The sequence below is a fragment of the Pseudomonas sp. MF7453 genome (genome assembly GCF_016405455.1).
GTDB lineage: Bacteria > Pseudomonadota > Gammaproteobacteria > Pseudomonadales > Pseudomonadaceae > Aquipseudomonas > Aquipseudomonas paralactis.
Genome location: NZ_JAEKCN010000018.1, coordinates 26,286 through 47,971, shown reverse-complemented (window position 1 = coordinate 47,971; position 21,686 = coordinate 26,286). Strand labels below are relative to the sequence as shown.

The window sequence follows — 21,686 nt, the reverse complement described above, 5'->3', positions numbered from 1 at the left end:
CGAGGAGCAATTATGTCTTTGGTAGAAGTGCATAACGAATGGGACCCCCTCGAGGAAATGATCGTGGGTATCGCCCATGGCGCACGCGTGCCGCGGCCGGACAAGGGCCTGTTCGCCCTCGACTACAGCGAGCACCACGACTCGCCCAATGAGATTCCGTCAGGACCTTACCCCGAACAACTGGTTGAAGAAGCACAGGAAGACCTGGACGCCTTTGCCGCGTTCCTGGTCGGCCATGGCGTGACCGTGCGCCGGCCCAAAGAGACTTATCACGCGGCACTGTTCGGCACCAGCGACTGGAAAACCGACGGCGAATACAACTACTGCCCAAGGGATGTGCTGCTGCCGATCGGCAAAACCATCATTGAAGCGCCGATGGCCTTGCGCAGCCGTTATTTCGAACCTTTTGCCTACCGCGAACACCTGCAGGCGTACTTCGCCAGCGGCGCCAACTGGATTTCTGCGCCCAAGCCGGAACTGCCCGACAGCACCTACCGGGTCAACCCCCGTGAAGGCTCGATCATCGCCAACGATGAGCCGATTTTCGATGCCGCCAACGTGCTGCGCATGGGCCGCGACATTCTTTACCTGGTATCACGCAGCGGCAATCGCATGGGCTACGAGTGGCTCAAGCGCGTGCTGGGCGACCAATATCGCGTGCACGCCCTCAGCGGGTTCTACGACGGTACGCACCTGGACACCACCATCACCCTGGTGCGCCCGGGGCTGGTGGTGTTGAACCCCGAGCGCATCGGCAAGGATCAGGTACCCGAAGTGTTCAAGCACTGGGACATCATCTGGGCCCCCGACATGGTGGACACCGGTTACTGCTGGTCGTACCCGCGTGCCTCTATTTGGCAGGGCATGAACTTCATCATGGTCAACCCGTCGCTGGCGGTGATCAATGACCAGCAAGTCCCGCTGATTCGCGCACTGGAAAAACACGGCATCGATGTGGCACCGCTGAAGATGCGCCACGCGCGCAGTTTGAGCGGCGGTTTCCATTGTGTGTCCGTGGACATTCGTCGACAGGGCACGCTGGAAGATTACCGTTGAGCAGGGCATGACCATGCAGGCACTGGATTACTACTCGATCGTGCTGTTCGTGATCGCTACCTGCGTCACGCCAGGCCCGAACAACGTGATGTTGATGTCGTCCGGCGCCAATTTCGGCATTGGCCGTACCCTGCGCCATGTGGCGGGTATCAACATCGGTTTTCCGCTGATGCTGGTGGCAGTCGGGTTGGGGGCCGGGGCGGTGTTCCGCCAGTACCCGTGGTTGCATGATGGCTTGCAGGTGGTCGGCGCTTTGTACTTGTTATTCCTGGCGTATCAGATTGCCAGTGCCCCCACCACCGACCTGGGTGACCAATCAGGCAAGCCTTTGGGATTCACCGCCGCGGCACTGTTTCAGTGGGTCAACCCCAAAGCCTGGGTGATGGCGGTGGGCGCAGTGCTGGCCTACACCTCGCCCCTGGGCTCATACACGGTGCAGGTGTTTCTGATTGCGCTGCTGTTTTTTGTATTCGGTTCACCGTGTTCGATGGTTTGGGTGTTTTTCGGGCAGTACCTGCGGCGCTTCCTGACCCAGCCGCAACGTTTGAAGGCGTTCAATATCACCATGAGCCTGGTGCTCGTGGTGTCTTTGATCCCGGTTCTACGAAGCCTGCCATTCGCGCAATGGTGGTCTTGATACGCAGAGAAAGGTTGCCCACACGCCAGCAGTTCGATTGGCGGGCGACTCCATGGATTGGCGAAATGTGACGAGGATGCACAGTTAAATGGCTAATTATGTTTTAGGGATTTCTGCCTTCTACCACGACAGTGCTGCCGCCCTGGTCAAGGACGGCGTGCCCGTCGCTGCCGCCCAGGAAGAGCGCTTCACCCGCGTGCGCCACGACCCGGCGTTCCCGGCCCAGGCGATTGCCTATTGCCTGGACGCCGAGGGCATCAGCCTGGATGACCTGCAGGCGGTGGTTTACTACGAAGACCCCCAGGAAAAATTCTCTCGGGTGATTTCGTCGTTTGCCAGCGGTGGTATAGGCGGCGCACGTACGTTCATCAATGCGATGCCGGAATGGATTCGCTGGAAGTGGAACGTGCTCAAGTTCGTCGACGAGCAATTGGACATTCTGGGCCGGGGCAAGGCGCCACGCACCCAGGCCTCCCAGCATCACCGCTCCCACGCGGCGGCGGCGTTTTACCCGTCACCGTTCAAGAACGCGGCGGTGTTGTGCATCGACGGCATCGGCGAATGGCATTCGACCACCATCTGGCACGGCCAGGGCTCCAGCCTTGAGCTGAAAAACTCGATTTCCTACCCTCATTCCGTGGGTTTGCTGTATTCGGCCATGACCTATTACTGCGGGTTCAAGGTCGACTCCGGGGAATACAAGCTGATGGGCCTGGCGCCCTATGGCCGACCGATCTATGCCGACAAGATTCGCGACGAGCTGATCAATATCCGCGAGGACGGTTCGTTCACCCTGAACATGAAGTACTTCGAGTACCTGCGCGGTGAGCGCATGGTCGGCGAAGCGTTTGAAGAACTGTTCGGCGGGCCGATCCGACAACCCGAAAGCCCGATCTCACAGCGCGAGTGCGACCTGGCCGCGTCGATTCAAAAAGTCACCGAGGAAGTGGTGCTGGGCCTGGCCACTGCCGCGGTCAAGCAGACCGGCGAGCGCAATCTGTGCCTGGCCGGTGGCGTGGCCTTGAACTGCGTGGCCAACGGCGTGCTCAGCCGCTCGGGGCGTTTTGATTCGATCTGGATTCAGCCGGCGGCCGGTGATGCCGGTTGCGCCCTGGGGGCGGCGCTGGACTTTGCTGTCAAGCACAGCGGGCGCCCGCACCTGGAAGGTGGCAAGTCTGATGCCATGAGCGGCAGCCTGCTGGGCCCGGGCTTTGGCGACGAAGAAATCGCCCGGTTTCTGCTGGAAAACCACTACCCCTTCACCCGCTATGACGACGCCGGTTTGTATGACCAGGTTGCCAGTCGCCTGGCCGAGGGCGCGGTGGTGGGTTGGTTCCAGGGCCGCATGGAGTTTGGCCCACGGGCCCTGGGCGCGCGTTCCATTCTGGGTGATGCGCGCAACCCAGAGATGCAGCGCACCATGAACCTGAAGATCAAATACCGCGAGTCGTTCCGCCCGTTTGCCCCGGCCGTGCTGGCCGAGGACGCCGGTAACTATTTCGACATCTGCGAAAAAAGCCCTTACATGCTGATGGTCGCGCCGGTCACCGACTCGATCAAATCCCAGCAGTCGCGGCAAGAAGGCGGCCCGGAGCGCGGCCTGGGCAGCATCAACAACATTCGCTCGCAATTGCCGGCGGTGACCCACGTCGACCTGTCGGCACGGGTGCAAACGGTGACCGAGGAAAACAACGCACCGTTCACCTACCTGCTGCGCAGTTTCAAGGAGCGCACGGGCTGCTCAGTGCTGGTCAACACCTCGTTCAACGTGCGCGGTGAGCCGATCGTGTGCAAGCCCGAGGAAGCGTACGCCTGCTTCATGCGCACCGAAATGGACGTACTGGTTTTGGGCCGTTACGTGCTGGAGCGCCCCGGCCAACCGGCCTTCGTCGAGGCTGTGGATTGGCGCAGCGAGATCCCGCTGGATTGATCCTTACCTTTAACTCAATGGAGCTTTTACCGTGCTGAGATTTCTTGCGTTTCTGATGTTTATCGTCGTGTTGATGCCCATCGGGCTGACGCGTTCGGTGTTCCATTCCTCACGTTTCGGGCGCCGTTTTCACCAGGCTCCGACGGCTTGGGATCACGCTGTGAGTAAACGCTAACGCCCATCGCCTGAGGAACTGCGTCCATGTCAAAAGTGATCTATAAAAACCTCAACAGCTCACCGATCCTGGCGGTCGGCGGGAGCGGGGTTTGGCTTGAGGATGCAACGGGCAAACGCTACCTGGACACCTGCGGCGGTGTCGCAGTGTCGAGCCTGGGCCACGGGCATCCGCGCATCGCCGCAGCATTGGAGCGCGAAGCGAAGAAACTGGCCTGGGCCCATGCGGGCAGCTTCACCACCGCCGCCGCCGAGGAGCTCGCCGAGCGCCTGGTGGCAGCCAGTGGCGGCCTGGCGCGTGCGCAGTTCCTGTCCGGCGGCTCGGAGGTGATGGAGCTGGCGATGAAAATCGCTTACCAGTACCAGTGCGAGCGCGGCTTGCCCGACAAGTCGGTGTTCATCTCCCGCCAACAGAGCTATCACGGCAGCACGCTGGGTACTTTGAGCATCTCCGGCAACCCGCAGCGCCAGTCGGTGTTTGGCCGATTGTTTGCGCCAGCCGAGTTCGTTTCACCCTGCTACGCCTATCGTGATCAACAGCCCGACGAGAGCCAGGAGCAGTACGCCACGCGCCTGGCCGATGAGCTGGACGCCAGGATTCGCAGCCTGGGCAGTGAAAATGTAGCCGCGTTTTTTGCCGAGACCGTGGTGGGCTCCACCAACGGCGCGGTGCCTGCGGTGCCCGGTTATTTTCGCAAGATCAAAGCGGTGTGCGAGCGTCACGACGTGCTGCTGATCCTCGATGAGGTGATGGCCGGCATGGGGCGTACCGGGCAGCTGTTCGCCTATGCCGACGACGGCATCGTGCCGGACATGGTTGCGGTCGGCAAAGGCCTGGCGGCGGGCTATATGCCGATCTCGGCGTTGTTGATCAGTGACCGGATACATTCAGTGATGGCCCGTGGCTCGGGTGTGCTGGGCAACGGCCAAACCCATGTCAACCACCCGCTGGCCTGTGCCATTGCCCTGGAAGTGCAGCAAGTCATCGTCGAAGAAGATCTGCTGAAACAAGTGCGCCAACGCGGTGAGCAACTACGCGCCTGGCTCAGGGAAAGCCTGGCTGACCTGGATATTGTCGGCGATGTGCGCGGGCGCGGATTGTTCGTGGGCGTCGAGTTTGTCGAGAGCCGAGCCACCAAGGCCCCGTTCAGGGGCGGCGGCGCGTATGCCGCGGCCCTCAAGCAAGAGGCGCTGCAACGCGGCCTGCTGATTTATCCCGGCAGCGGCACAGTGCAAGGCACACAAGGCAATCATGTGCTGTTCGCACCGCCGTTTATCACCAGCGAAGGTGAGCTGGGGCAAATGGTCGAGCGCTTCAGTGCAGTGGTCAGGGCTGTCGCGTACTAGCGATCGAGCGGGCTTACCGGGGGACGGTCGTGGTCACCCACATTCGCTGGAAAGGGAGAAATGAAGATGCAGACGATCGAACCATCCAAGGACAAAGTCCTGCTGTCGGTGTGCACCATGGACTGGTGTGATCACGGTGTGGAATTCGCCAAGACCGTGTTCTCCAACCTTGAGGTGTTTTGCTGGGACCCGGGCGATCCCTACCCTTATCACCTGGATGATTGGGAAGGCGACTGGATCATCTCCTACCGTGGCGACTTCATCTTCCCGCAGAGCATCTACAAGAATGCCCGCAAAGGCGCGATCAACCTGCACCCGGCGCCCCCTAAATATCGGGGCCTGGGCAGTCAGCATTACGCGATCTACTACAACGATGAAACCTACGGCTCGACCTGTCATCACCTGGCCCCTTCGGTGGACAGCGGGCAGATCATCGATGTGGCGCGCTTCAACGTCGCGCCCGCCGAAACGGCTTCCTCGCTGCGCCTGCATGTGGGTGCCTATTGCCTGCAGCAGTTCATTCACCTGCTCACCGACTACATCCTGCCGGGGCGGCCATTGCCGGTCTCACCGGAGAATTGGGGCGAGCGCCTGTACAAGCAATCGGAACTCAAGCCCTGGATGGAGAAGATTCGCGCCCAGGAGCCGGATCATCGTTGCTTCAAGTAGCTTTTTTGACCATCACTTCAAGCTGCGCTGGCTTGAAGTGCTCACTGCGCGCTGGCGCCACGGGTATGAGTGCACCTATGTTTGAGTTTTCAAGTTTTGCAGCGGCACTGGGGGTCTACGTGATCGGCACCGCCAGCCCGGGCCCAGGCAACCTGGCCATCGCCAACACCTCCTTGAACTACGGGCGTACGCCGGGCCTGGCGCTGGCGGCGGGGGTTATCTCCGGGTCGTTGTGCTGGGGCGCGATGACCGCTGCCGGCGTGTCGGCGCTGCTGATGTCCAACACCCAGATCATCCTGTGGCTGAAGGTGTTCGGCGCCTGCTACCTGTTCTTCCTGGCCTGGAAGTCGGTGCGCAGTGCGCTGGCGCATAACGCCACGACGGTGGCCAAAGCGCGAGCAAAACAGACGCGTAACCTGGGCTTTTATCTACAGGGGCTGGGCATCCACCTGACCAACCCCAAGGCGGCCTTGACCTGGTTCACCGTGACCACCGTGGGCCTGAGCGTCAACGCACCGGCCTGGGCGAGTTTTGTGCTAGTGGCGGCCTGTGCGTTGTTGGGCTTCCTGATTTTCTGCACCTACGCCCTGGCGTTTTCCGCCCACTCGGCAGAACCGTTTTTTGCCCGAACCCGCAAGTCGTTCGGGCTGATTTGCGCAGCGTTCTACTCGATGGTTGCCATCGGCTTTCTCAGTTCGTTGCTCTGACTTCAACTTTAAGTGGCCACAGTGCTCCTGTACCCGCGCTACCCGGGTGGCAGGTGAGGCGCTAAAGCCCGTTGCCAGGAAAACCCCATGTCCTTGTCGTTCGATTTGATGCTGGCGTTTGCTTTATTTGCGTTTGTCACGTCCGTCACCCCGGGCCCCAATAACGCCATGCTCTTGGCCTCTGGGGTTAATTTCGGCTTCCAGCGCACCATCCCGCATATCCTCGGCATCAGCTCCGGGTTTCTGGTGCTGGTATTGGCGGTGGGGCTTGGACTGGGCGCGGCGTTTACAGCCTATCCGGTGCTCTATACGATCCTGCGCTATGCCGGCGCGGCTTACTTGCTGTACCTGGCGTGGAACATCGCCTGCTCAGGCCCGGCGTCCGAAGACACCCAAGGCAAGGGCAAGCCTCTTGGGTTCTGGGGCGCGGCGGCGTTTCAATGGGTCAATCCCAAGGCATGGGTGATGGCAATCGGTGCAATCAGCACCTACACACCATTGCAGGGCTACACCATGAACGTGGTGATCATCGCGACGGTCTTCGCGCTGATCAACGCGCCGAGCGTGGGGGTTTGGGCTGGGTTTGGCAGTGTATTACGCAACGTGCTACGCAACCCGCGCTGGTTACGCGTGTTCAACTTCGGCATGGCGGCGTTGCTGGTGATCTCGCTGTATCCGTTGCTGCAGCAGACGGGCTGAGTTCCGGCGCTGTATTTTTTTGCGTCACAGGAGTCTGCGCGCATAAAAAAAGCGAAGCCAAATATGGCTTCGCTTTTTTATGCATTACGTTCTGAAAACTGCGGCTCCTCAGAACGGAATATCGTCATCAAAGCTGTCGAAATCCTGAGCCGGTTGCGGCGCAGCCTGTTGTGGCGCTGGACGCGACTCACGCTGTGGCTGCTGGGTTGGCTGCGGACGCGACTGCGGTGCACGCGGTGCCGAGTTGGACATGCCGCCCTGGCCCTGTTGGTCGCCCTGAGGACGGCCGCCCAGCAGTTGCATGGTGCCTTGCATGTCGACCACGATTTCGGTGGTGTAACGCTTGATGCCGTCTTTTTCCCACTCGCGGGTTTGCAGCTTGCCTTCGATGTAAACCTGCGAACCTTTACGCAGGTATTCACCGGCGATCTCTGCGACCTTGCCGAACATCGACACGCGGTGCCATTCGGTTTTCTCGACCTTCTGGCCGGTCTGCTTGTCGGTCCACTGTTCGCTGGTCGCCAGACTCAGGTTGGTCACGGCATTACCGTTAGGCAAGTAGCGAACTTCGGGATCCTGGCCGCAAGTACCGACCAATATGACTTTGTTAACCCCACGGGCCATAACGTTCTCCTAGGCTGGGCGCGCTGTCGGCACTGGGTTGACCAGTTGCTCAAGCGTCGCGCGATCCAATAATTCGGTGTCCAATTTGATGTAAATGGCCGCCTCTTCAGCGACCACGACTGCATCCGTTACCCCTACGACGGCCTTCAGGCGCTCTACCAGACCGGCCTCGCGGATCGCCTCGGGCGATAGCGGCAAACGCAGACTTGTGACGTAGGGAGGTTCGCGCATGGTAACAGCAAAGACCAGCCAAAGTGCAGCCAGCCCGGCGCATCCGAGGAAGACAACCGACAAACCGCCATGCTGGAACATCCAGCCACCCATGATGCCGCCTAACGCCGAGCCGAGGAACTGGCTGGTGGAATATACCCCCATGGCCGTGCCCTTGCCGCCGGCCGGTGAAACTTTACTGATCAGCGACGGCAGCGACGCCTCCAGCAGGTTGAACGCGGTGAAAAACACCACCGTGCCGATGACCAGTGCTCGCAGGCTATCGCCGAACTGCCAGAAGAATAGTTCAGTGAGCATCAATGTCGCGACGGCGCCGAGTAAAACTCGTTTCATTTTGCGTTTTTTCTCGCCATAGATGATGAACGGGATCATGGCGAAGAACGAAATCAGCAGCGCGGTGAGGTAGACCCACCAATGCTGTTCCTTGGGCAGGCCGGCTTTTTCCACCAGGGCCAGAGGCAAGGCGACGAAGCTGCACATCAGCATGGCGTGTAATACGAAGATACCCAAATCCAGACGCAGCAGGTCCGGATGCTTGAGTGTCGGCAGCAGCGCCTGGCGTGCGACGCCGGACTCACGGTGCTGCAGCGTGCCGGTAGAGCGCGGCACCATAAAGGCTACGATCACGATCCCGACCAGCGCCAGGCCGCCGGTGGCCAGAAACAAACCGTGCAGGCCAAAAGCACTGGTCAGCAACGGGCCGACGACCATGGCCACGGCGAACGACAGACCGATGGTCATGCCAATCATGGCCATGGCCTTGGTGCGGTGCTGTTCGCGGGTCAGGTCCGACAACAACGCCATCACCGCGGCGGAAATCGCCCCGGCGCCTTGCAGGATGCGTCCAGCGATCACGCCCCAGATCGAATCGGACTGGGCCGCAAGCACACTGCCAAGGGCGAACACGATCAAGCCAAAATAAATCACCGGGCGACGGCCAATGCGGTCGGAAATAATCCCGAACGGGATCTGAAAAATCGCCTGAGTCAGGCCATAGGCACCAATCGCCAGGCCGATCAACGCGGGGGTCGCGCCTGCGAGATCCATTCCATAGGTCGCCAGCACCGGCAACACCATAAACATGCCCAGCATACGGAAGGCGAACACCAGGGCCAGACCGCTTGCCGCTCGGGTCTCGCCGCTACTCATGCGTTCGCTGTGGGGATCGTGCATGGAAAAACCTCATGTGAACCGGCGGCGATTCTACCAGTCCCATCGATTGAGAGGGTATATGCGGCGCTTTGCCGCGCAGCTTTCATCTAAGGCTGCAAGCGGCCTTTTGACAGTGTATATTCATCCAGTCTTTAGCCGTATACTCCGGCATTATTTACGCCCGCCGTGCGAGGCCATCTTGGACAAGATCCTGATTCGTGGGGCTAGAACCCACAACCTGAAGAACATCGACCTGACCCTGCCCCGGGACAAACTGATCGTCATCACCGGTTTGTCCGGCTCCGGCAAGTCGTCCCTGGCGTTCGACACGCTGTATGCCGAAGGTCAGCGTCGCTATGTGGAATCCCTGTCGGCCTACGCCCGGCAGTTCCTGTCGATGATGGAAAAGCCCGACGTCGACACCATCGAAGGCTTGTCGCCGGCCATTTCCATCGAGCAGAAGTCCACCTCCCACAACCCGCGCTCCACTGTGGGCACCATTACCGAAATCTACGACTACCTGCGCCTGCTTTATGCACGCGTGGGTATTCCGCGCTGCCCGGACCACGATATTCCCCTGGAAGCCCAGACCGTCAGCCAGATGGTCGACCTGGTACTGGCCCAGCCGGAAGGCGCCAAGCTGATGCTATTGGCCCCGGTCATTCGCGAGCGCAAGGGCGAACACCTGTCGGTCTTCGAAGAGCTGCGCGCCCAGGGTTTTGTACGTGCGCGCATTAACGGCAAGCTCTACGAGCTGGATGAAGCGCCCAAACTCGACAAGCAGAAAAAGCATTCCATTGATGTGGTAGTCGACCGCTTCAAGGTACGCGCCGACCTGCAGCAGCGTTTGGCGGAGTCGTTCGAGACCGCGCTGAAGCTGGCTGACGGCATTGCCCTGGTGGCGCCGATGGATGACGAGCCGGGCGAAGAAATCATCTTCTCTGCGCGTTTCGCCTGCCCGATCTGTGGCCATGCCATCAGCGAGCTGGAGCCCAAGCTGTTTTCCTTCAACAACCCGGCCGGTGCCTGCCCGACGTGCGATGGCCTGGGCGTGAAGCAATTCTTCGATATCAAGCGCCTGGTCAATGGCGACCTGACCCTGGCCGAGGGGGCAATACGCGGCTGGGACAGGCGTAACGTCTACTATTTCCAGATGCTCGGGTCATTGGCCTCGCACTACAAGTTCAGCCTGGAAGTGCCGTTCAACCAACTGCCGGCAGACCAGCAAAAAGTCATTCTGCATGGCAGCGGTTCGCAGAATGTCGACTTCAAGTACCTGAACGACCGGGGCGACATCGTCAAGCGCTCACACCCGTTCGAAGGCATCGTGCCGAATCTGGAGCGTCGCTACCGCGAGACCGAATCGGCCAGCGTGCGTGAAGAGCTGGCAAAATTCCTCAGCACCCAGCCTTGCCCGGATTGCCGTGGCACGCGCCTGCGCCGTGAGGCACGGCATGTGTGGGTGGGCGAAAAAACCTTGCCGGCCGTGACCAACCTGCCAATCGGCGATGCATGTGAATACTTTGGCGTGCTCAAGCTCACCGGGCGTCGTGGGGAAATTGCCGACAAGATCCTCAAGGAAATTCGCGAGCGCCTGCAGTTTCTGGTCAACGTTGGCCTGGACTACCTGTCGCTGGACCGTAGCGCCGATACCTTGTCGGGCGGCGAAGCACAGCGAATCCGCCTGGCCAGCCAGATTGGCGCCGGCCTTGTTGGCGTGTTGTATATCCTCGATGAGCCGTCGATTGGCTTGCACCAACGGGATAACGATCGCCTGCTGGGCACGCTGAAACACCTGCGCGATATCGGCAATACCGTGATCGTGGTCGAGCATGATGAAGACGCTATCCGCCTGGCGGACTACGTGGTCGATATCGGCCCGGGTGCGGGCGTGCATGGTGGTCACATTGTTGCAGAAGGCACGCCTGCCGAAGTGATGGCGCATCCTGATTCGTTGACCGGTAAGTACCTGTCTGGTCGAGTGAAGATCGAAGTGCCCGCCAAGCGTACGCCGCGCAATAAAAAGATGGCGCTGCACCTCAAGGGCGCGCGAGGGAACAACCTGCGCAATGTTGACCTGGAGATTCCGCTGGGCCTGCTGACCTGCGTGACCGGTGTGTCCGGTTCGGGCAAGTCGACGCTGATCAACAACACCTTGTTCCCACTGAGTGCCACCGCCCTGAACGGCGCGACCACTCTGGAAGCTGCGGCCCACGACAGCATCAAGGGCCTGGAGCATCTGGACAAGGTCGTCGACATCGACCAGAGCCCGATTGGACGCACACCGCGCTCCAACCCAGCCACCTACACCGGCCTGTTTACGCCTATCCGCGAGCTGTTCGCTGGCGTACCCGAGTCGCGCTCACGGGGTTATGGGCCGGGCCGGTTCTCGTTCAACGTCAAGGGCGGGCGCTGTGAAGCCTGCCAGGGCGATGGCTTGATCAAGGTGGAGATGCACTTTCTGCCGGACATCTACGTGCCTTGCGATGTGTGCAAGAGCAAGCGCTACAACCGTGAAACCCTTGAGATCAAGTACAAGGGCAAGAGCATCCATGAAACCCTGGAGATGACCATCGAGGAAGCTCGGGAGTTCTTCGACGCGGTGCCGGCGCTGGCGCGCAAGCTGCAAACGTTGATGGATGTGGGGCTGTCGTACATCAAGCTGGGGCAATCGGCGACCACGCTGTCGGGTGGTGAAGCGCAGCGGGTCAAGCTGTCTCGCGAACTGTCCAAGCGCGATACCGGCAAAACCTTGTACATCCTCGATGAACCGACCACCGGTCTGCACTTCGCGGATATCCAACAGTTGCTCGACGTGTTGCACCGCCTGCGAGACCACGGCAATACCGTGGTGGTGATTGAGCACAACCTTGATGTGATCAAAACTGCTGACTGGCTGGTGGACCTGGGGCCGGAAGGCGGTTCCAAGGGTGGACAGATCATTGCAGTGGGCACCCCGGAGCAGGTCTCCGAAATGCCACAGTCGCACACCGGTTACTACTTGAAACCGTTGCTGGAGCGCGACCGGGCCTGACTTTTCCAGGCCCAATAAAAAGCCCCTGTCACTTTGCGGTGACAGGGGCTTTTTTACAGCCGGGAATCAGAACTGCGATTGCAGGTAATTCTCCAGGCCAATCAACTTGATCAGGCCCAACTGCTTTTCCAGCCAGTAGGTGTGATCTTCTTCGGTGTCGTTCAACTGTACCCGCAGTATTTCCCGGGTAACGTAGTCGTTGTGTTGCTCGCAAAGCTCGATACCCTTGCAGAGCGCTGCGCGAACTTTGTACTCAAGACGAAGATCGGCAGCGAGCATGTCCGGAACCGTGGTCCCCACATCCAGATCGTCAGGACGCATACGCGGCGTGCCTTCGAGCATCAGGATACGGCGCATCAGTGCGTCGGCGTGCTGTGCCTCTTCTTCCATCTCATGGTTGATACGTTCGTAGAGCTCGGTAAAGCCCCAGTCTTCGTACATGCGCGAATGGATGAAATATTGGTCACGAGCTGCCAGTTCGCCCGTCAGCAACGTGTTGAGGTAATCGATTACGTCGGGGTGACCTTGCATCGCCCTACATCTCCCTGCTTGAAAGACTGTAGTTTGAACCATGATGACTTGAAGGTCACGGGATCAACGGCAGAAAAGTGAAGATTTCCGCAGAAAAGTAGCTGAAATAACGCAAAAACCGCCCAAATGAGGGCGGTTCTGCTTATCGTTTAGAGTCAGTTAAGCGATACACCCAGTGCCTTTGCGATTGCTTCTCCATAAGCCGCGTCGGCCTTGTAGAAGTGCTGCAATTGACGCTGGACCACATCGCTGGAAACGCCTGCCATTGCGCCGGCAATGTTATTGGTCAGCAGGGCTTTCTGCTCATCGTTCATCAAGCGAAACAGCGCGCCTGCGTGGCTGTAGTAATCAGTATCTTCCCGGTGATCGTAACGATCAGCGGCGCCGCTCAGGGCCAATGCCGGCTCTGCGTACTGCGGGGCTTGCTTGGGCGCATCGGCATAGCTGTTTGGCTCGTAGTTGGGCGCCGCACCGCCATTACTGCCGAAGGCCATCGAACCGTCACGCTGGTAGCTGTTAACCGGGCTACGCGGCGCGTTTACAGGCAATTGCTGGTGGTTGGTGCCGACACGGTAGCGATGGGCATCTGCGTAGGCGAACACTCGACCTTGCAACATACGGTCGGGTGACAGGCCAACGCCTGGAACCATGTTGCTTGGACCAAATGCAGCCTGCTCCACTTCAGCGAAGTAGTTCTGCGGATTACGGTTGAGCTCCAGCTCGCCCACCTCGATCAACGGGAACTCTTTCTGCGACCAGGTCTTGGTCACGTCAAACGGGTTCTCGTAATGAGCGTTTGCTTGAGCCTCAGTCATGATCTGGATGCAGACGCGCCATTTCGGAAAATCACCGCGCTCGATCGCACCAAACAGATCACGCTGGGCGTAGTCAGGATCGGTACCTGCCAGGCGCGCAGCCTCGGCCGGTGCCAGGTTCTTGATGCCTTGCTTGGTCTTGTAGTGCCACTTCACCCAGTGGCGTTCGCCCTTGGCGTTGATCAGGCTGTACGTGTGGCTGCCGAAGCCGTGCATGTGACGATAGCCGTCCGGGATGCCACGGTCCGAAAACAGAATGGTGACCTGATGCAGCGCCTCTGGTGAGTGCGACCAGAAGTCCCACATCATCTGCGCGCTTTTCAGGTTGCTCTGCGGCAGGCGTTTCTGGGTGTGGATAAAATCCGGGAATTTCAGCGGATCACGAATAAAGAACACAGGGGTGTTGTTACCCACGATGTCCCAGTTGCCCTCTTCGGTATAGAACTTCAGAGCAAAGCCACGTGGATCACGTTCGGTGTCAGCAGAACCGCGCTCACCGCCCACAGTGGAGAATCGCAGGAATGTCGGCGTTTGCTTGCCTACAGATTCGAACAGCTTGGCGCTGGTGTACTGGGTGATGTCCCGGGTGACTGTGAACGTACCGTAGGCGCCCGATCCTTTGGCGTGCACGCGACGCTCAGGGATGTTTTCACGGTTGAAGTGAGCGAGCTTCTCGATCAGGTGGAAATCGTCGAGTAACAACGGACCACGAGGGCCCGCGGAACGGGAGTTCTGGTTATCCGCAACGGGAGCACCGCTGGCGGTGGTAAGGACTTTATTCTGGCTCATGCTCAATCTTCCTCAGGTCGGACTTGGAACTGCCGGCTAATCGGCTTGGAGGGAGTATTGATCATCAACACCATGCCTACAAATTCATTAAATTGTAGGCATCGATAGAGAATAACTAACAACACTCCGTTCGCTATAGTGCAGCGCTCGGCCTATGGAAGCTTGTATAAGTTGCGCTTTTGTTACGCGCACAAAAAACCGGGCGCTAGGCCCGGTTTTTCGTTGCAGCTTGTCGTCTTACTCGGCGCTTACAGCTTCGCCGGCAGTAGCACGATCAACCAACTCGACGTACGCCATAGGCGCGTTGTCGCCAGCGCGGAAACCGCACTTGAGGATGCGCAGGTAGCCACCCTCACGGGTAGCGTAACGCTTGCCCAGGTCGTTGAAGAGCTTACCAACGATAGCTTTCGAACGAGTACGGTCGAAAGCCAGACGGCGGTTAGCCAGGCTGTCTGTCTTGGCCAAAGTGATCAGCGGCTCAGCAACGCGACGCAGTTCTTTAGCTTTCGGCAGTGTAGTTTTGATCAGCTCGTGCTCGAACAGCGACACCGCCATGTTTTGGAACATGGCCTTGCGGTGCGAGCTGGTACGGCTCAGGTGACGACCACTTTTACGATGACGCATGGTTCATTCCTTACCAAACTCACGTTCGGTGATTACGACGATCAGGCAGTCGCCTTGTCGTCCTTCTTAAGACTTGCAGGCGGCCAGTTGTCGAGGCGCATGCCGAGGGACAGACCGCGGGAGGCCAGAACGTCCTTGATTTCAGTCAAGGATTTCTTGCCCAGGTTCGGAGTCTTCAACAGTTCTACTTCGGTACGCTGAATCAGGTCGCCGATGTAGTAAATGTTTTCCGCCTTAAGGCAGTTAGCCGAACGTACAGTCAGTTCCAGATCGTCAACCGGGCGAAGCAGGATCGGATCGATCTCGTCTTCCTGCTCGATTACCACTGGTTCGCTGTCACCTTTGAGGTCGACGAACGCAGCCAACTGCTGTTGCAGAATGGTTGCAGCGCGGCGGATAGCCTCTTCAGGATCCAGGGTACCGTTGGTTTCCAGATCAATAACCAGCTTGTCCAGGTTAGTACGCTGCTCGACACGGGCGTTTTCCACCACGTATGCGATACGGCGAACCGGGCTGAACGAAGAGTCAAGCTGCAAGCGACCAATGCTGCGGCTTTCGTCTTCATCGCTCTGACGCGAGTCGGCCGGTTCATAACCACGACCACGAGCTACGGTGAGCTTCATGTTCAGGGCGCCGTTAGACGCCAGGTTAGCGATTACGTGATCGGGGTTAACGATCTCGACATCATGATCCAGCTGAATATCGGCAGCGGTAACCACCCCCGAACCCTTCTTCGACAAGGTCAGCGTAACTTCGTCACGGCCGTGCAGCTTGATAGCCAGACCTTTAAGGTTCAACAGGATTTCAATTACGTCTTCCTGTACACCTTCGATGGCGCTGTACTCGTGGAGCACACCGTCAATCTCGGCCTCGACTACTGCACAGCCGGGCATTGAGGACAACAGGATGCGGCGCAGCGCGTTGCCCAGGGTGTGGCCAAAACCACGCTCGAGAGGCTCGAGAGTAATTTTGGCGCGGGTTGGACTGACAACCTGCACATCAATGTGGCGGGGTGTCAGGAACTCATTTACCGAAATCTGCATGGATGCACCTATTTTCTAGCCCTTACTTGGAGTAGAGCTCGACAATCAGGCTTTCGTTGATGTCGGCGGACAGATCACTGCGAGCAGGAACGTTCTTGAAAACGCCCGACTTCTTCTCAGTGTCTACTTCTACCCATTCTACGCGGCCACGTTGGGCACACAGATCGAGAGCTTGGACAATGCGAAGTTGGTTTTTAGCTTTCTCGCGAACTGCGACCACGTCACCAGCACGAACCTGGTAGGACGGAACGTTTACGGTCTGACCGTTAACGCTGATCGACTTGTGCGATACCAGCTGACGGGATTCGGCACGAGTCGAACCAAAGCCCATACGGTATACAACGTTGTCCAGACGGCATTCGAGCAGTTGCAGCAGGTTTTCACCGGTTGCACCTTTCTTGCCAGCAGCTTCTTTGTAGTAGCCGCTGAACTGACGCTCGAGAACGCCGTAGATACGACGGACCTTCTGCTTTTCACGCAGTTGGGTGCCGTAATCGGACTGGCGACCGCGGCGTTGGCCGTGGATACCAGGTGCTGCTTCAATGTTGCACTTCGATTCGATCGCGCGCACGCCGCTCTTCAGGAAGAGATCGGTGCCTTCGCGACGAGCGAGTTTGCATTTTGGACCAATGTAACGAGCCATTCTTTACAATCTCCTGGATTACACGCGGCGCTTCTTCGGCGGACGGCACCCGTTGTGCGGGATTGGCGTCACGTCGGTGATGCTGGCGATCTTATAGCCACAGCCGTTCAAAGCACGGACAGCAGACTCACGACCTGGACCTGGACCTTTGACGTTAACGTCGAGGTTTTTCAGGCCGTATTCCAGCGCAGCTTGACCAGCACGTTCAGCAGCTACTTGAGCAGCAAACGGGGTGGACTTGCGGGAACCGCGGAAACCCGAACCACCGGAGGTAGCCCAAGAAAGCGCGTTACCTTGACGGTCGGTGATGGTCACGATTGTGTTGTTAAAAGATGCATGGATGTGGGCGATGCCATCAACCACTGTCTTTTTAACTTTTTTACGAGGACGAGCAGCAGGTTTTGCCATGATAATTTTCCTGTCGATTCGCTGGGGCGATTACTTGCGGATCGGCTTACGCGGACCTTTACGGGTACGCGCGTTAGTCTTGGTACGCTGACCGCGTACTGGAAGACCACGACGATGACGCAGACCGCGATAGCAACCGAGGTCCATCAAACGCTTGATTTTCATGTTGATTTCGCGACGCAGGTCACCTTCAGTGGTGAACTTCGCCACTTCGCCACGCAGCTGTTCAATCTGCTCGTCGCTCAGATCCTTGATCTTAGCGGCTGGGTTTACCCCAGCAACTGCGCAAATTTTCTGCGCAGTAGTGCGACCAACACCATAGATGTAGGTCAGCGAGATAACAGTGTGCTTGTTATCTGGAATGTTAACGCCTGCAATACGGGCCATTCAGTGGGACTCCAATTGACAGCTACCTACGCCCCGGAAGCCAAGAAATAGGGCGCGAGATAATATCGCTGTAATAACAAATAATCAACCCGGCAGCGCACTAGCTGCCGGGCTTCAAGCGGATCACACTCAGCCTTGGCGCTGTTTGTGACGCGGTTCCGCGCTGCAAATTACTCGAACAACACCTTCGCGGCGAATAATCTTGCAGTTACGGCACAGCTTTTTCACCGATGCACGAACTTTCATCACCAACTCCTCGAACCTTATGGGGTACTCAGCGCAACATGCCGCTGCCGTAGCCCTTCAGGTTGGCTTTCTTCATCAGGGATTCGTACTGGTGCGAAACGAGGTGCGATTGTACTTGGGACATGAAGTCCATCACAACCACGACCACGATCAGCAACGAGGTCCCGCCAAGGTAGAACGGAACGTTTGCCGCAACCACCAGGAACTGGGGCAACAGACATACGGCCGTCATATATAGAGCACCGAACAGGGTCAAACGAGTCAAAACGCCATCAATGTAGCGTGCAGACTGCTCACCTGGACGGATGCCCGGAATAAAGGCACCGGACTTCTTCAGGTTTTCCGCTACGTCTTTCGGATTGAACATCAACGCCGTATAGAAGAAGCAGAAGAAAATAATCCCTGCACTAAACAGCAGAATATTCAACGGCTGACCAGGAGCGATCGACTGAGAGAGGTCCTGCAGCCAGCCCATATTTTCAGACTGACCAAACCAGGTACCCAACGAAGCCGGAAACAGCAAGATGCTGCTCGCGAAAATTGCCGGAATAACACCGGCCATATTCACTTTCAGCGGCAAGTGGCTGGTCTGCGCAGCAAAAACCTTACGGCCCTGCTGACGCTTGGCGTAGTGAACAGCAATACGACGCTGGCCACGCTCAATGAACACCACAAAACCGATAATCGCTACTGCCAGCAAACCGATGGCAACCAGGGCGAAGATATTGATATCACCCTGACGCGCAGACTCGAAAGACTGCCCGATTGCTCTCGGAAGACCGGCGACGATACCTGCGAAAATCAACATCGAGATACCGTTGCCAACACCACGCTCAGTAATCTGCTCACCCAGCCACATCATGAACATCGCACCAGCCACAAACGTGGATATCGCGACGAAATGGAAGCCAAAGTCACCAGTGAACGCAACGCCCTGCCCTGCCAAGCCAACGGACATGCCGATAGCTTGAACCAGGGCGAGGACGACAGTGCCGTAGCGGGTGTACTGGCTAATCTTGCGACGGCCAGCTTCACCTTCCTTCTTCAACTGCTCCAGCTGCGGGCTGACGGCTGTCATCAGCTGCATGATGATCGATGCCGAAATGTACGGCATGATCCCCAGTGCAAAGATGCTCATCCGCTCCAGCGCACCGCCGGAAAACATGTTGAACAAGCTAAGAATGGTCCCCTCATTCTGTCGAAACAGGTCTGCGAGTCGGTCCGGGTTGATACCTGGAACCGGGATGTGTGCGCCTATTCGGTAGACGATAATCGCCAGGAACAGAAAACGCAGACGAGCCCAAAGTTCAGACATACCGCCTTTGCCGAGCGCTGAGAGAGCACCTTGCTTAGCCATTTATTCCTCGAACTTGCCGCCAGCTGCTTCGATAGCCGAACGCGCACCTTTGGTGGCGCCGATTCCCTTGCCGATAGTGACAGCGCGAGTCACTTCACCGGACAGCATGATTTTCACACGCTGTACGTTGACGTTGATCACGTTGGCATCTTTCAGGGTCTGCACAGTAACGATGTCGCCTTCCACTTTAGCCAGCTCGGACAGACGCACTTCTGCGCGGTCCATGGCTTTCAGGGATACAAAACCGAACTTAGGCAGGCGACGATGCAGCGGCTGTTGACCGCCTTCAAAGCCTGGAGCGATAGTGCCACCGGAACGGGAGGTTTGACCCTTGTGGCCACGGCCACCAGTCTTACCCAAACCGCTACCGATACCACGGCCCGGACGATGCTTTTCGCGACGGGAACCCGGCGCTGGACTCAGATCATTGAGTTTCATCGATTAACCCTCTACACGCAGCATGTAGTAAGCCTTGTTGATCATCCCGCGATTCTCGGGAGTATCCTGGACTTCTACAGTGTGACCGATGCGACGCAGACCCAAACCTTTAACGCACAATTTGTGGTTAGGGATGCGGCCGGTCATGCTTTTGATCAGCGTTACTTTAACGGTAGCCATGATCAGAAGATCTCCTTGACAGTCAGACCACGCTTGGCAGCGATGGACTCAGGAGATTGCATAGCCTTCAGACCCTTGAAAGTGGCGTGAACCACGTTTACCGGGTTAGTCGAGCCGTAGCACTTGGCCAGAACGTTCTGAACGCCAGCAACTTCGAGGACAGCACGCATAGCGCCGCCAGCGATGATACCGGTACCTTCAGAAGCAGGCTGCATGTACACCTTCGAAGCGCCGTGAGCGGACTTCATTGCGTACTGCAGAGTGGTGCCGTTCAGATCAACCTGGATCATGTTGCGGCGAGCAGCTTCCATTGCCTTCTGGATCGCAGCAGGCACTTCACGTGACTTGCCACGGCCGAAGCCAACACGCCCTTTACCATCACCCACCACGGTCAACGCGGTGAAAGTGAAGATACGGCCGCCTTTAACGGTTTTGGCTACGCGGTTAACTTGAACCAGCTTCTCAATGTAGCCTTCGTCGCGCTTTTGGTCGTTATTTGACATAACTTAGAACTCCAGCCCAGCTTCACGAGCAGCATCAGCCAGCGCTTTCACGCGGCCGTGGTACTTGAAGCCAGAGCGGTCGAAAGCCACTTGCGAGACGCCAGCGGCCTTAGCACGCGTAGCGACCAGCTGGCCAACCTTTGTGGCCGCGTCGATGTTGCCAGTGGCACCATCACGCAGTTCTTTATCCAAAGTCGAGGCGCTTGCCAGGACTTTGTTGCCGTCGGCCGAGATGACCTGGGCGTAGATGTGCTGCGACGAGCGGAACACGCAGAGACGCACGACTTCGAGTTCGTGCATTTTCAGGCGTGCTTTGCGAGCGCGACGCAGTCGAGTAACTTTTTTGTCGGTCATTTGCTATGCCCTACTTCTTCTTGGCTTCTTTACGACGGACGACTTCGTCCGCGTAGCGCACACCTTTGCCTTTGTACGGCTCTGGTGGACGGAAGTCGCGGATCTCAGCGGCCACTTGACCTACCAGCTGCTTGTCGATGCCCTTGATCAGGATATCGGTCTGGCTAGGAGTCTCAGCAGTGATGCCCGCTGGCAGTTCGTAATCCACTGGGTGCGAGAAGCCAAGGGCAAGGTTCAAAACCGTGCCTTTTGCTTGCGCTTTGTAACCAACACCGACCAGCTGGAGCTTACGCTCGAAGCCTTGGCTTACGCCTTGGACCATGTTGTTTACCAACGCACGCGTGGTACCGGCCATTGCGCGAGTTTGTTGATCGCCATTGCGAGCAGCGAAACGCAGCTCACCAGCTTCTTCAACGATCTCAACGGACGAATGGATGTTCAGTTCAAGAGTACCCTTGGCACCCTTCACCGAAAGCTGTTGGCCTGCGAATTTGACTTCGACACCGGCTGGCAGCTTAACGGGGTTCTTAGCGACGCGAGACATGCTTATCCCCCCTTAGAACACAGTGCAAAGAACTTCGCCGCCGACACCGGCAGCGCGCGCAGCACGATCCGTCATCACACCTTTGTTGGTGGAGACGATAGACACGCCCAGACCGCCACGAACTTTCGGCAGATCTTCAGCGGACTTGTACTGACGCAGGCCTGGACGGCTAACGCGCTTCACTTCCTCGATGACCGAACGGCCTTCGAAGTACTTCAGCTCGATGGACAGCAGTGGTTTGATTTCGCTGCTGATCTGATAACCCGCAATGTAGCCTTCGTCTTTCAGGACTTTGGCAACAGCTACCTTCAACTTGGAAGATGGCATGCTTACGACGGACTTTTCAGCCATCTGGGCATTACGGATACGAGTTAGCATGTCCGCTAACGGGTCCTGCATACTCATGGGCTAGACGCTCCTAATACAAAAAAATTAGCCTTGCGGCTACATATGTCGCCGAGAATCTCCGAGCACAAAAAACACGGGCTCAGGCGAGCCGCGTATTTTAGACATACTCCAGAAATGAAACAAGCCCCAAAAGGGGCTTGATCCAGATTCAAGGTC

At 57.9% G+C, this 21,686-nt stretch carries 25 protein-coding genes; 8 read left to right on the top strand and 17 right to left on the bottom strand.

From position 1 onward, the window contains the following. Window positions 1–12: 12 nt before the first annotated feature. From JFT63_RS24210 to JFT63_RS24180, 7 genes are all read left to right on the top strand, one after another. Window positions 13–1,056: an inosamine-phosphate amidinotransferase 1 gene (locus tag JFT63_RS24210; protein ID WP_057704436.1), complete on the top strand. Its 1,044-nt coding sequence runs from the start codon at window positions 13–15 to the stop codon at window positions 1,054–1,056. Between the two features lie 13 nt (window positions 1,057–1,069). Then, window positions 1,070–1,693 carry a LysE family translocator gene (locus tag JFT63_RS24205; protein ID WP_032881200.1) on the top strand — a complete coding sequence of 208 codons (624 nt, stop codon included), beginning with the start codon at window positions 1,070–1,072 and terminating at the stop codon, window positions 1,691–1,693. 88 nt (window positions 1,694–1,781) lie between these two features. Beyond that, the gene (locus tag JFT63_RS24200) at window positions 1,782–3,623 is read left to right on the top strand and encodes a carbamoyltransferase family protein (RefSeq protein ID WP_057704435.1); all 1,842 of its coding nucleotides are present in this window, start codon (window positions 1,782–1,784) and stop codon (window positions 3,621–3,623) included. Window positions 3,624–3,824: 201 nt separating this feature from the next. Then, the gene (locus JFT63_RS24195; RefSeq protein WP_186559381.1) at window positions 3,825–5,144 is read left to right on the top strand and encodes an aspartate aminotransferase family protein; all 1,320 of its coding nucleotides are present in this window, start codon (window positions 3,825–3,827) and stop codon (window positions 5,142–5,144) included. 60 nt (window positions 5,145–5,204) lie between these two features. Continuing rightward, on the top strand, window positions 5,205–5,813 hold the full coding sequence (locus JFT63_RS24190; RefSeq protein WP_198844919.1) for a formyltransferase family protein: 609 nt from the start codon (window positions 5,205–5,207) through the stop codon (window positions 5,811–5,813). Between the two features lie 77 nt (window positions 5,814–5,890). Further along, window positions 5,891–6,520, top strand: coding sequence for a LysE family translocator (locus JFT63_RS24185; RefSeq protein ID WP_005791901.1), 630 nt, complete (start codon window positions 5,891–5,893; stop codon window positions 6,518–6,520). A gap of 87 nt (window positions 6,521–6,607) precedes the next feature. Further along, the gene (locus JFT63_RS24180; RefSeq protein WP_057704433.1) at window positions 6,608–7,219 is read left to right on the top strand and encodes a LysE family translocator; all 612 of its coding nucleotides are present in this window, start codon (window positions 6,608–6,610) and stop codon (window positions 7,217–7,219) included. 108 nt (window positions 7,220–7,327) lie between these two features. On the opposite strand, the gene JFT63_RS24175 is transcribed toward JFT63_RS24180, so the two are convergent. Together JFT63_RS24175 and JFT63_RS24170 are read right to left on the bottom strand one after the other, a co-directional pair. Continuing rightward, a complete protein-coding gene (locus JFT63_RS24175) occupies window positions 7,328–7,843 on the bottom strand; it encodes a single-stranded DNA-binding protein (RefSeq protein WP_057704432.1) in 516 nt (171 codons plus the stop codon). A 9-nt stretch (window positions 7,844–7,852) separates the two neighbouring features. Beyond that, complete coding sequence (locus JFT63_RS24170) at window positions 7,853–9,247, bottom strand: MFS transporter (RefSeq protein WP_198844918.1); 1,395 nt, start codon at window positions 9,245–9,247, stop codon at window positions 7,853–7,855. Between the two features lie 178 nt (window positions 9,248–9,425). On the opposite strand from JFT63_RS24170, the gene uvrA reads away from it, so the two are divergent. Further along, window positions 9,426–12,260: an excinuclease ABC subunit UvrA gene (uvrA, locus tag JFT63_RS24165; RefSeq protein ID WP_014720150.1), complete on the top strand. Its 2,835-nt coding sequence runs from the start codon at window positions 9,426–9,428 to the stop codon at window positions 12,258–12,260. Between the two features lie 66 nt (window positions 12,261–12,326). Here the strand turns inward: uvrA and bfr are convergent, their stop codons facing one another. From bfr to rpsH, 15 genes are all read right to left on the bottom strand, one after another. Further along, window positions 12,327–12,791, bottom strand: a complete 465-nt coding sequence (gene bfr / locus JFT63_RS24160) for a bacterioferritin (RefSeq protein ID WP_003176400.1) — start codon at window positions 12,789–12,791, stop codon at window positions 12,327–12,329. A 155-nt stretch (window positions 12,792–12,946) separates the two neighbouring features. Then, on the bottom strand, window positions 12,947–14,395 hold the full coding sequence (locus JFT63_RS24155; RefSeq protein ID WP_057704431.1) for a catalase: 1,449 nt from the start codon (window positions 14,393–14,395) through the stop codon (window positions 12,947–12,949). Between the two features lie 237 nt (window positions 14,396–14,632). Continuing rightward, window positions 14,633–15,019 carry a 50S ribosomal protein L17 gene (rplQ, locus tag JFT63_RS24150; RefSeq protein ID WP_003176402.1) on the bottom strand — a complete coding sequence of 129 codons (387 nt, stop codon included), beginning with the start codon at window positions 15,017–15,019 and terminating at the stop codon, window positions 14,633–14,635. 41 nt (window positions 15,020–15,060) lie between these two features. Beyond that, window positions 15,061–16,062 carry a DNA-directed RNA polymerase subunit alpha gene (locus tag JFT63_RS24145; protein WP_003176403.1) on the bottom strand — a complete coding sequence of 334 codons (1,002 nt, stop codon included), beginning with the start codon at window positions 16,060–16,062 and terminating at the stop codon, window positions 15,061–15,063. Window positions 16,063–16,084: 22 nt separating this feature from the next. Then, window positions 16,085–16,705: a 30S ribosomal protein S4 gene (gene rpsD / locus JFT63_RS24140; protein WP_003176404.1), complete on the bottom strand. Its 621-nt coding sequence runs from the start codon at window positions 16,703–16,705 to the stop codon at window positions 16,085–16,087. An 18-nt stretch (window positions 16,706–16,723) separates the two neighbouring features. Continuing rightward, window positions 16,724–17,113 (bottom strand): 30S ribosomal protein S11, encoded by a 390-nt coding sequence (rpsK, locus tag JFT63_RS24135; RefSeq protein WP_002555466.1) that lies wholly within the window; start codon window positions 17,111–17,113, stop codon window positions 16,724–16,726. Between the two features lie 30 nt (window positions 17,114–17,143). Beyond that, entirely contained in the window at window positions 17,144–17,500 is a 357-nt protein-coding gene (gene rpsM / locus JFT63_RS24130) for a 30S ribosomal protein S13 (protein WP_003194635.1), read from the bottom strand. Between the two features lie 129 nt (window positions 17,501–17,629). Beyond that, the gene (gene rpmJ, locus JFT63_RS24125; protein WP_002555468.1) at window positions 17,630–17,746 is read right to left on the bottom strand and encodes a 50S ribosomal protein L36; all 117 of its coding nucleotides are present in this window, start codon (window positions 17,744–17,746) and stop codon (window positions 17,630–17,632) included. A 28-nt stretch (window positions 17,747–17,774) separates the two neighbouring features. Then, window positions 17,775–19,103 (bottom strand): preprotein translocase subunit SecY, encoded by a 1,329-nt coding sequence (gene secY, locus JFT63_RS24120; RefSeq protein WP_198844917.1) that lies wholly within the window; start codon window positions 19,101–19,103, stop codon window positions 17,775–17,777. Continuing rightward, window positions 19,104–19,541, bottom strand: coding sequence for a 50S ribosomal protein L15 (gene rplO, locus JFT63_RS24115; protein ID WP_003176407.1), 438 nt, complete (start codon window positions 19,539–19,541; stop codon window positions 19,104–19,106). A 3-nt stretch (window positions 19,542–19,544) separates the two neighbouring features. Further along, window positions 19,545–19,721 carry a 50S ribosomal protein L30 gene (gene rpmD / locus JFT63_RS24110; RefSeq protein ID WP_003176408.1) on the bottom strand — a complete coding sequence of 59 codons (177 nt, stop codon included), beginning with the start codon at window positions 19,719–19,721 and terminating at the stop codon, window positions 19,545–19,547. A 2-nt stretch (window positions 19,722–19,723) separates the two neighbouring features. Continuing rightward, window positions 19,724–20,224, bottom strand: a complete 501-nt coding sequence (gene rpsE / locus JFT63_RS24105; RefSeq protein ID WP_003176409.1) for a 30S ribosomal protein S5 — start codon at window positions 20,222–20,224, stop codon at window positions 19,724–19,726. A gap of 3 nt (window positions 20,225–20,227) precedes the next feature. Then, window positions 20,228–20,578, bottom strand: coding sequence for a 50S ribosomal protein L18 (rplR, locus tag JFT63_RS24100; protein WP_003186037.1), 351 nt, complete (start codon window positions 20,576–20,578; stop codon window positions 20,228–20,230). A 10-nt stretch (window positions 20,579–20,588) separates the two neighbouring features. After that, the gene (gene rplF / locus JFT63_RS24095) at window positions 20,589–21,122 is read right to left on the bottom strand and encodes a 50S ribosomal protein L6 (protein ID WP_003194640.1); all 534 of its coding nucleotides are present in this window, start codon (window positions 21,120–21,122) and stop codon (window positions 20,589–20,591) included. A gap of 12 nt (window positions 21,123–21,134) precedes the next feature. Continuing rightward, entirely contained in the window at window positions 21,135–21,527 is a 393-nt protein-coding gene (gene rpsH, locus JFT63_RS24090) for a 30S ribosomal protein S8 (RefSeq protein ID WP_003176413.1), read from the bottom strand. Between the last annotated feature and the right edge of the window lie 159 nt (window positions 21,528–21,686).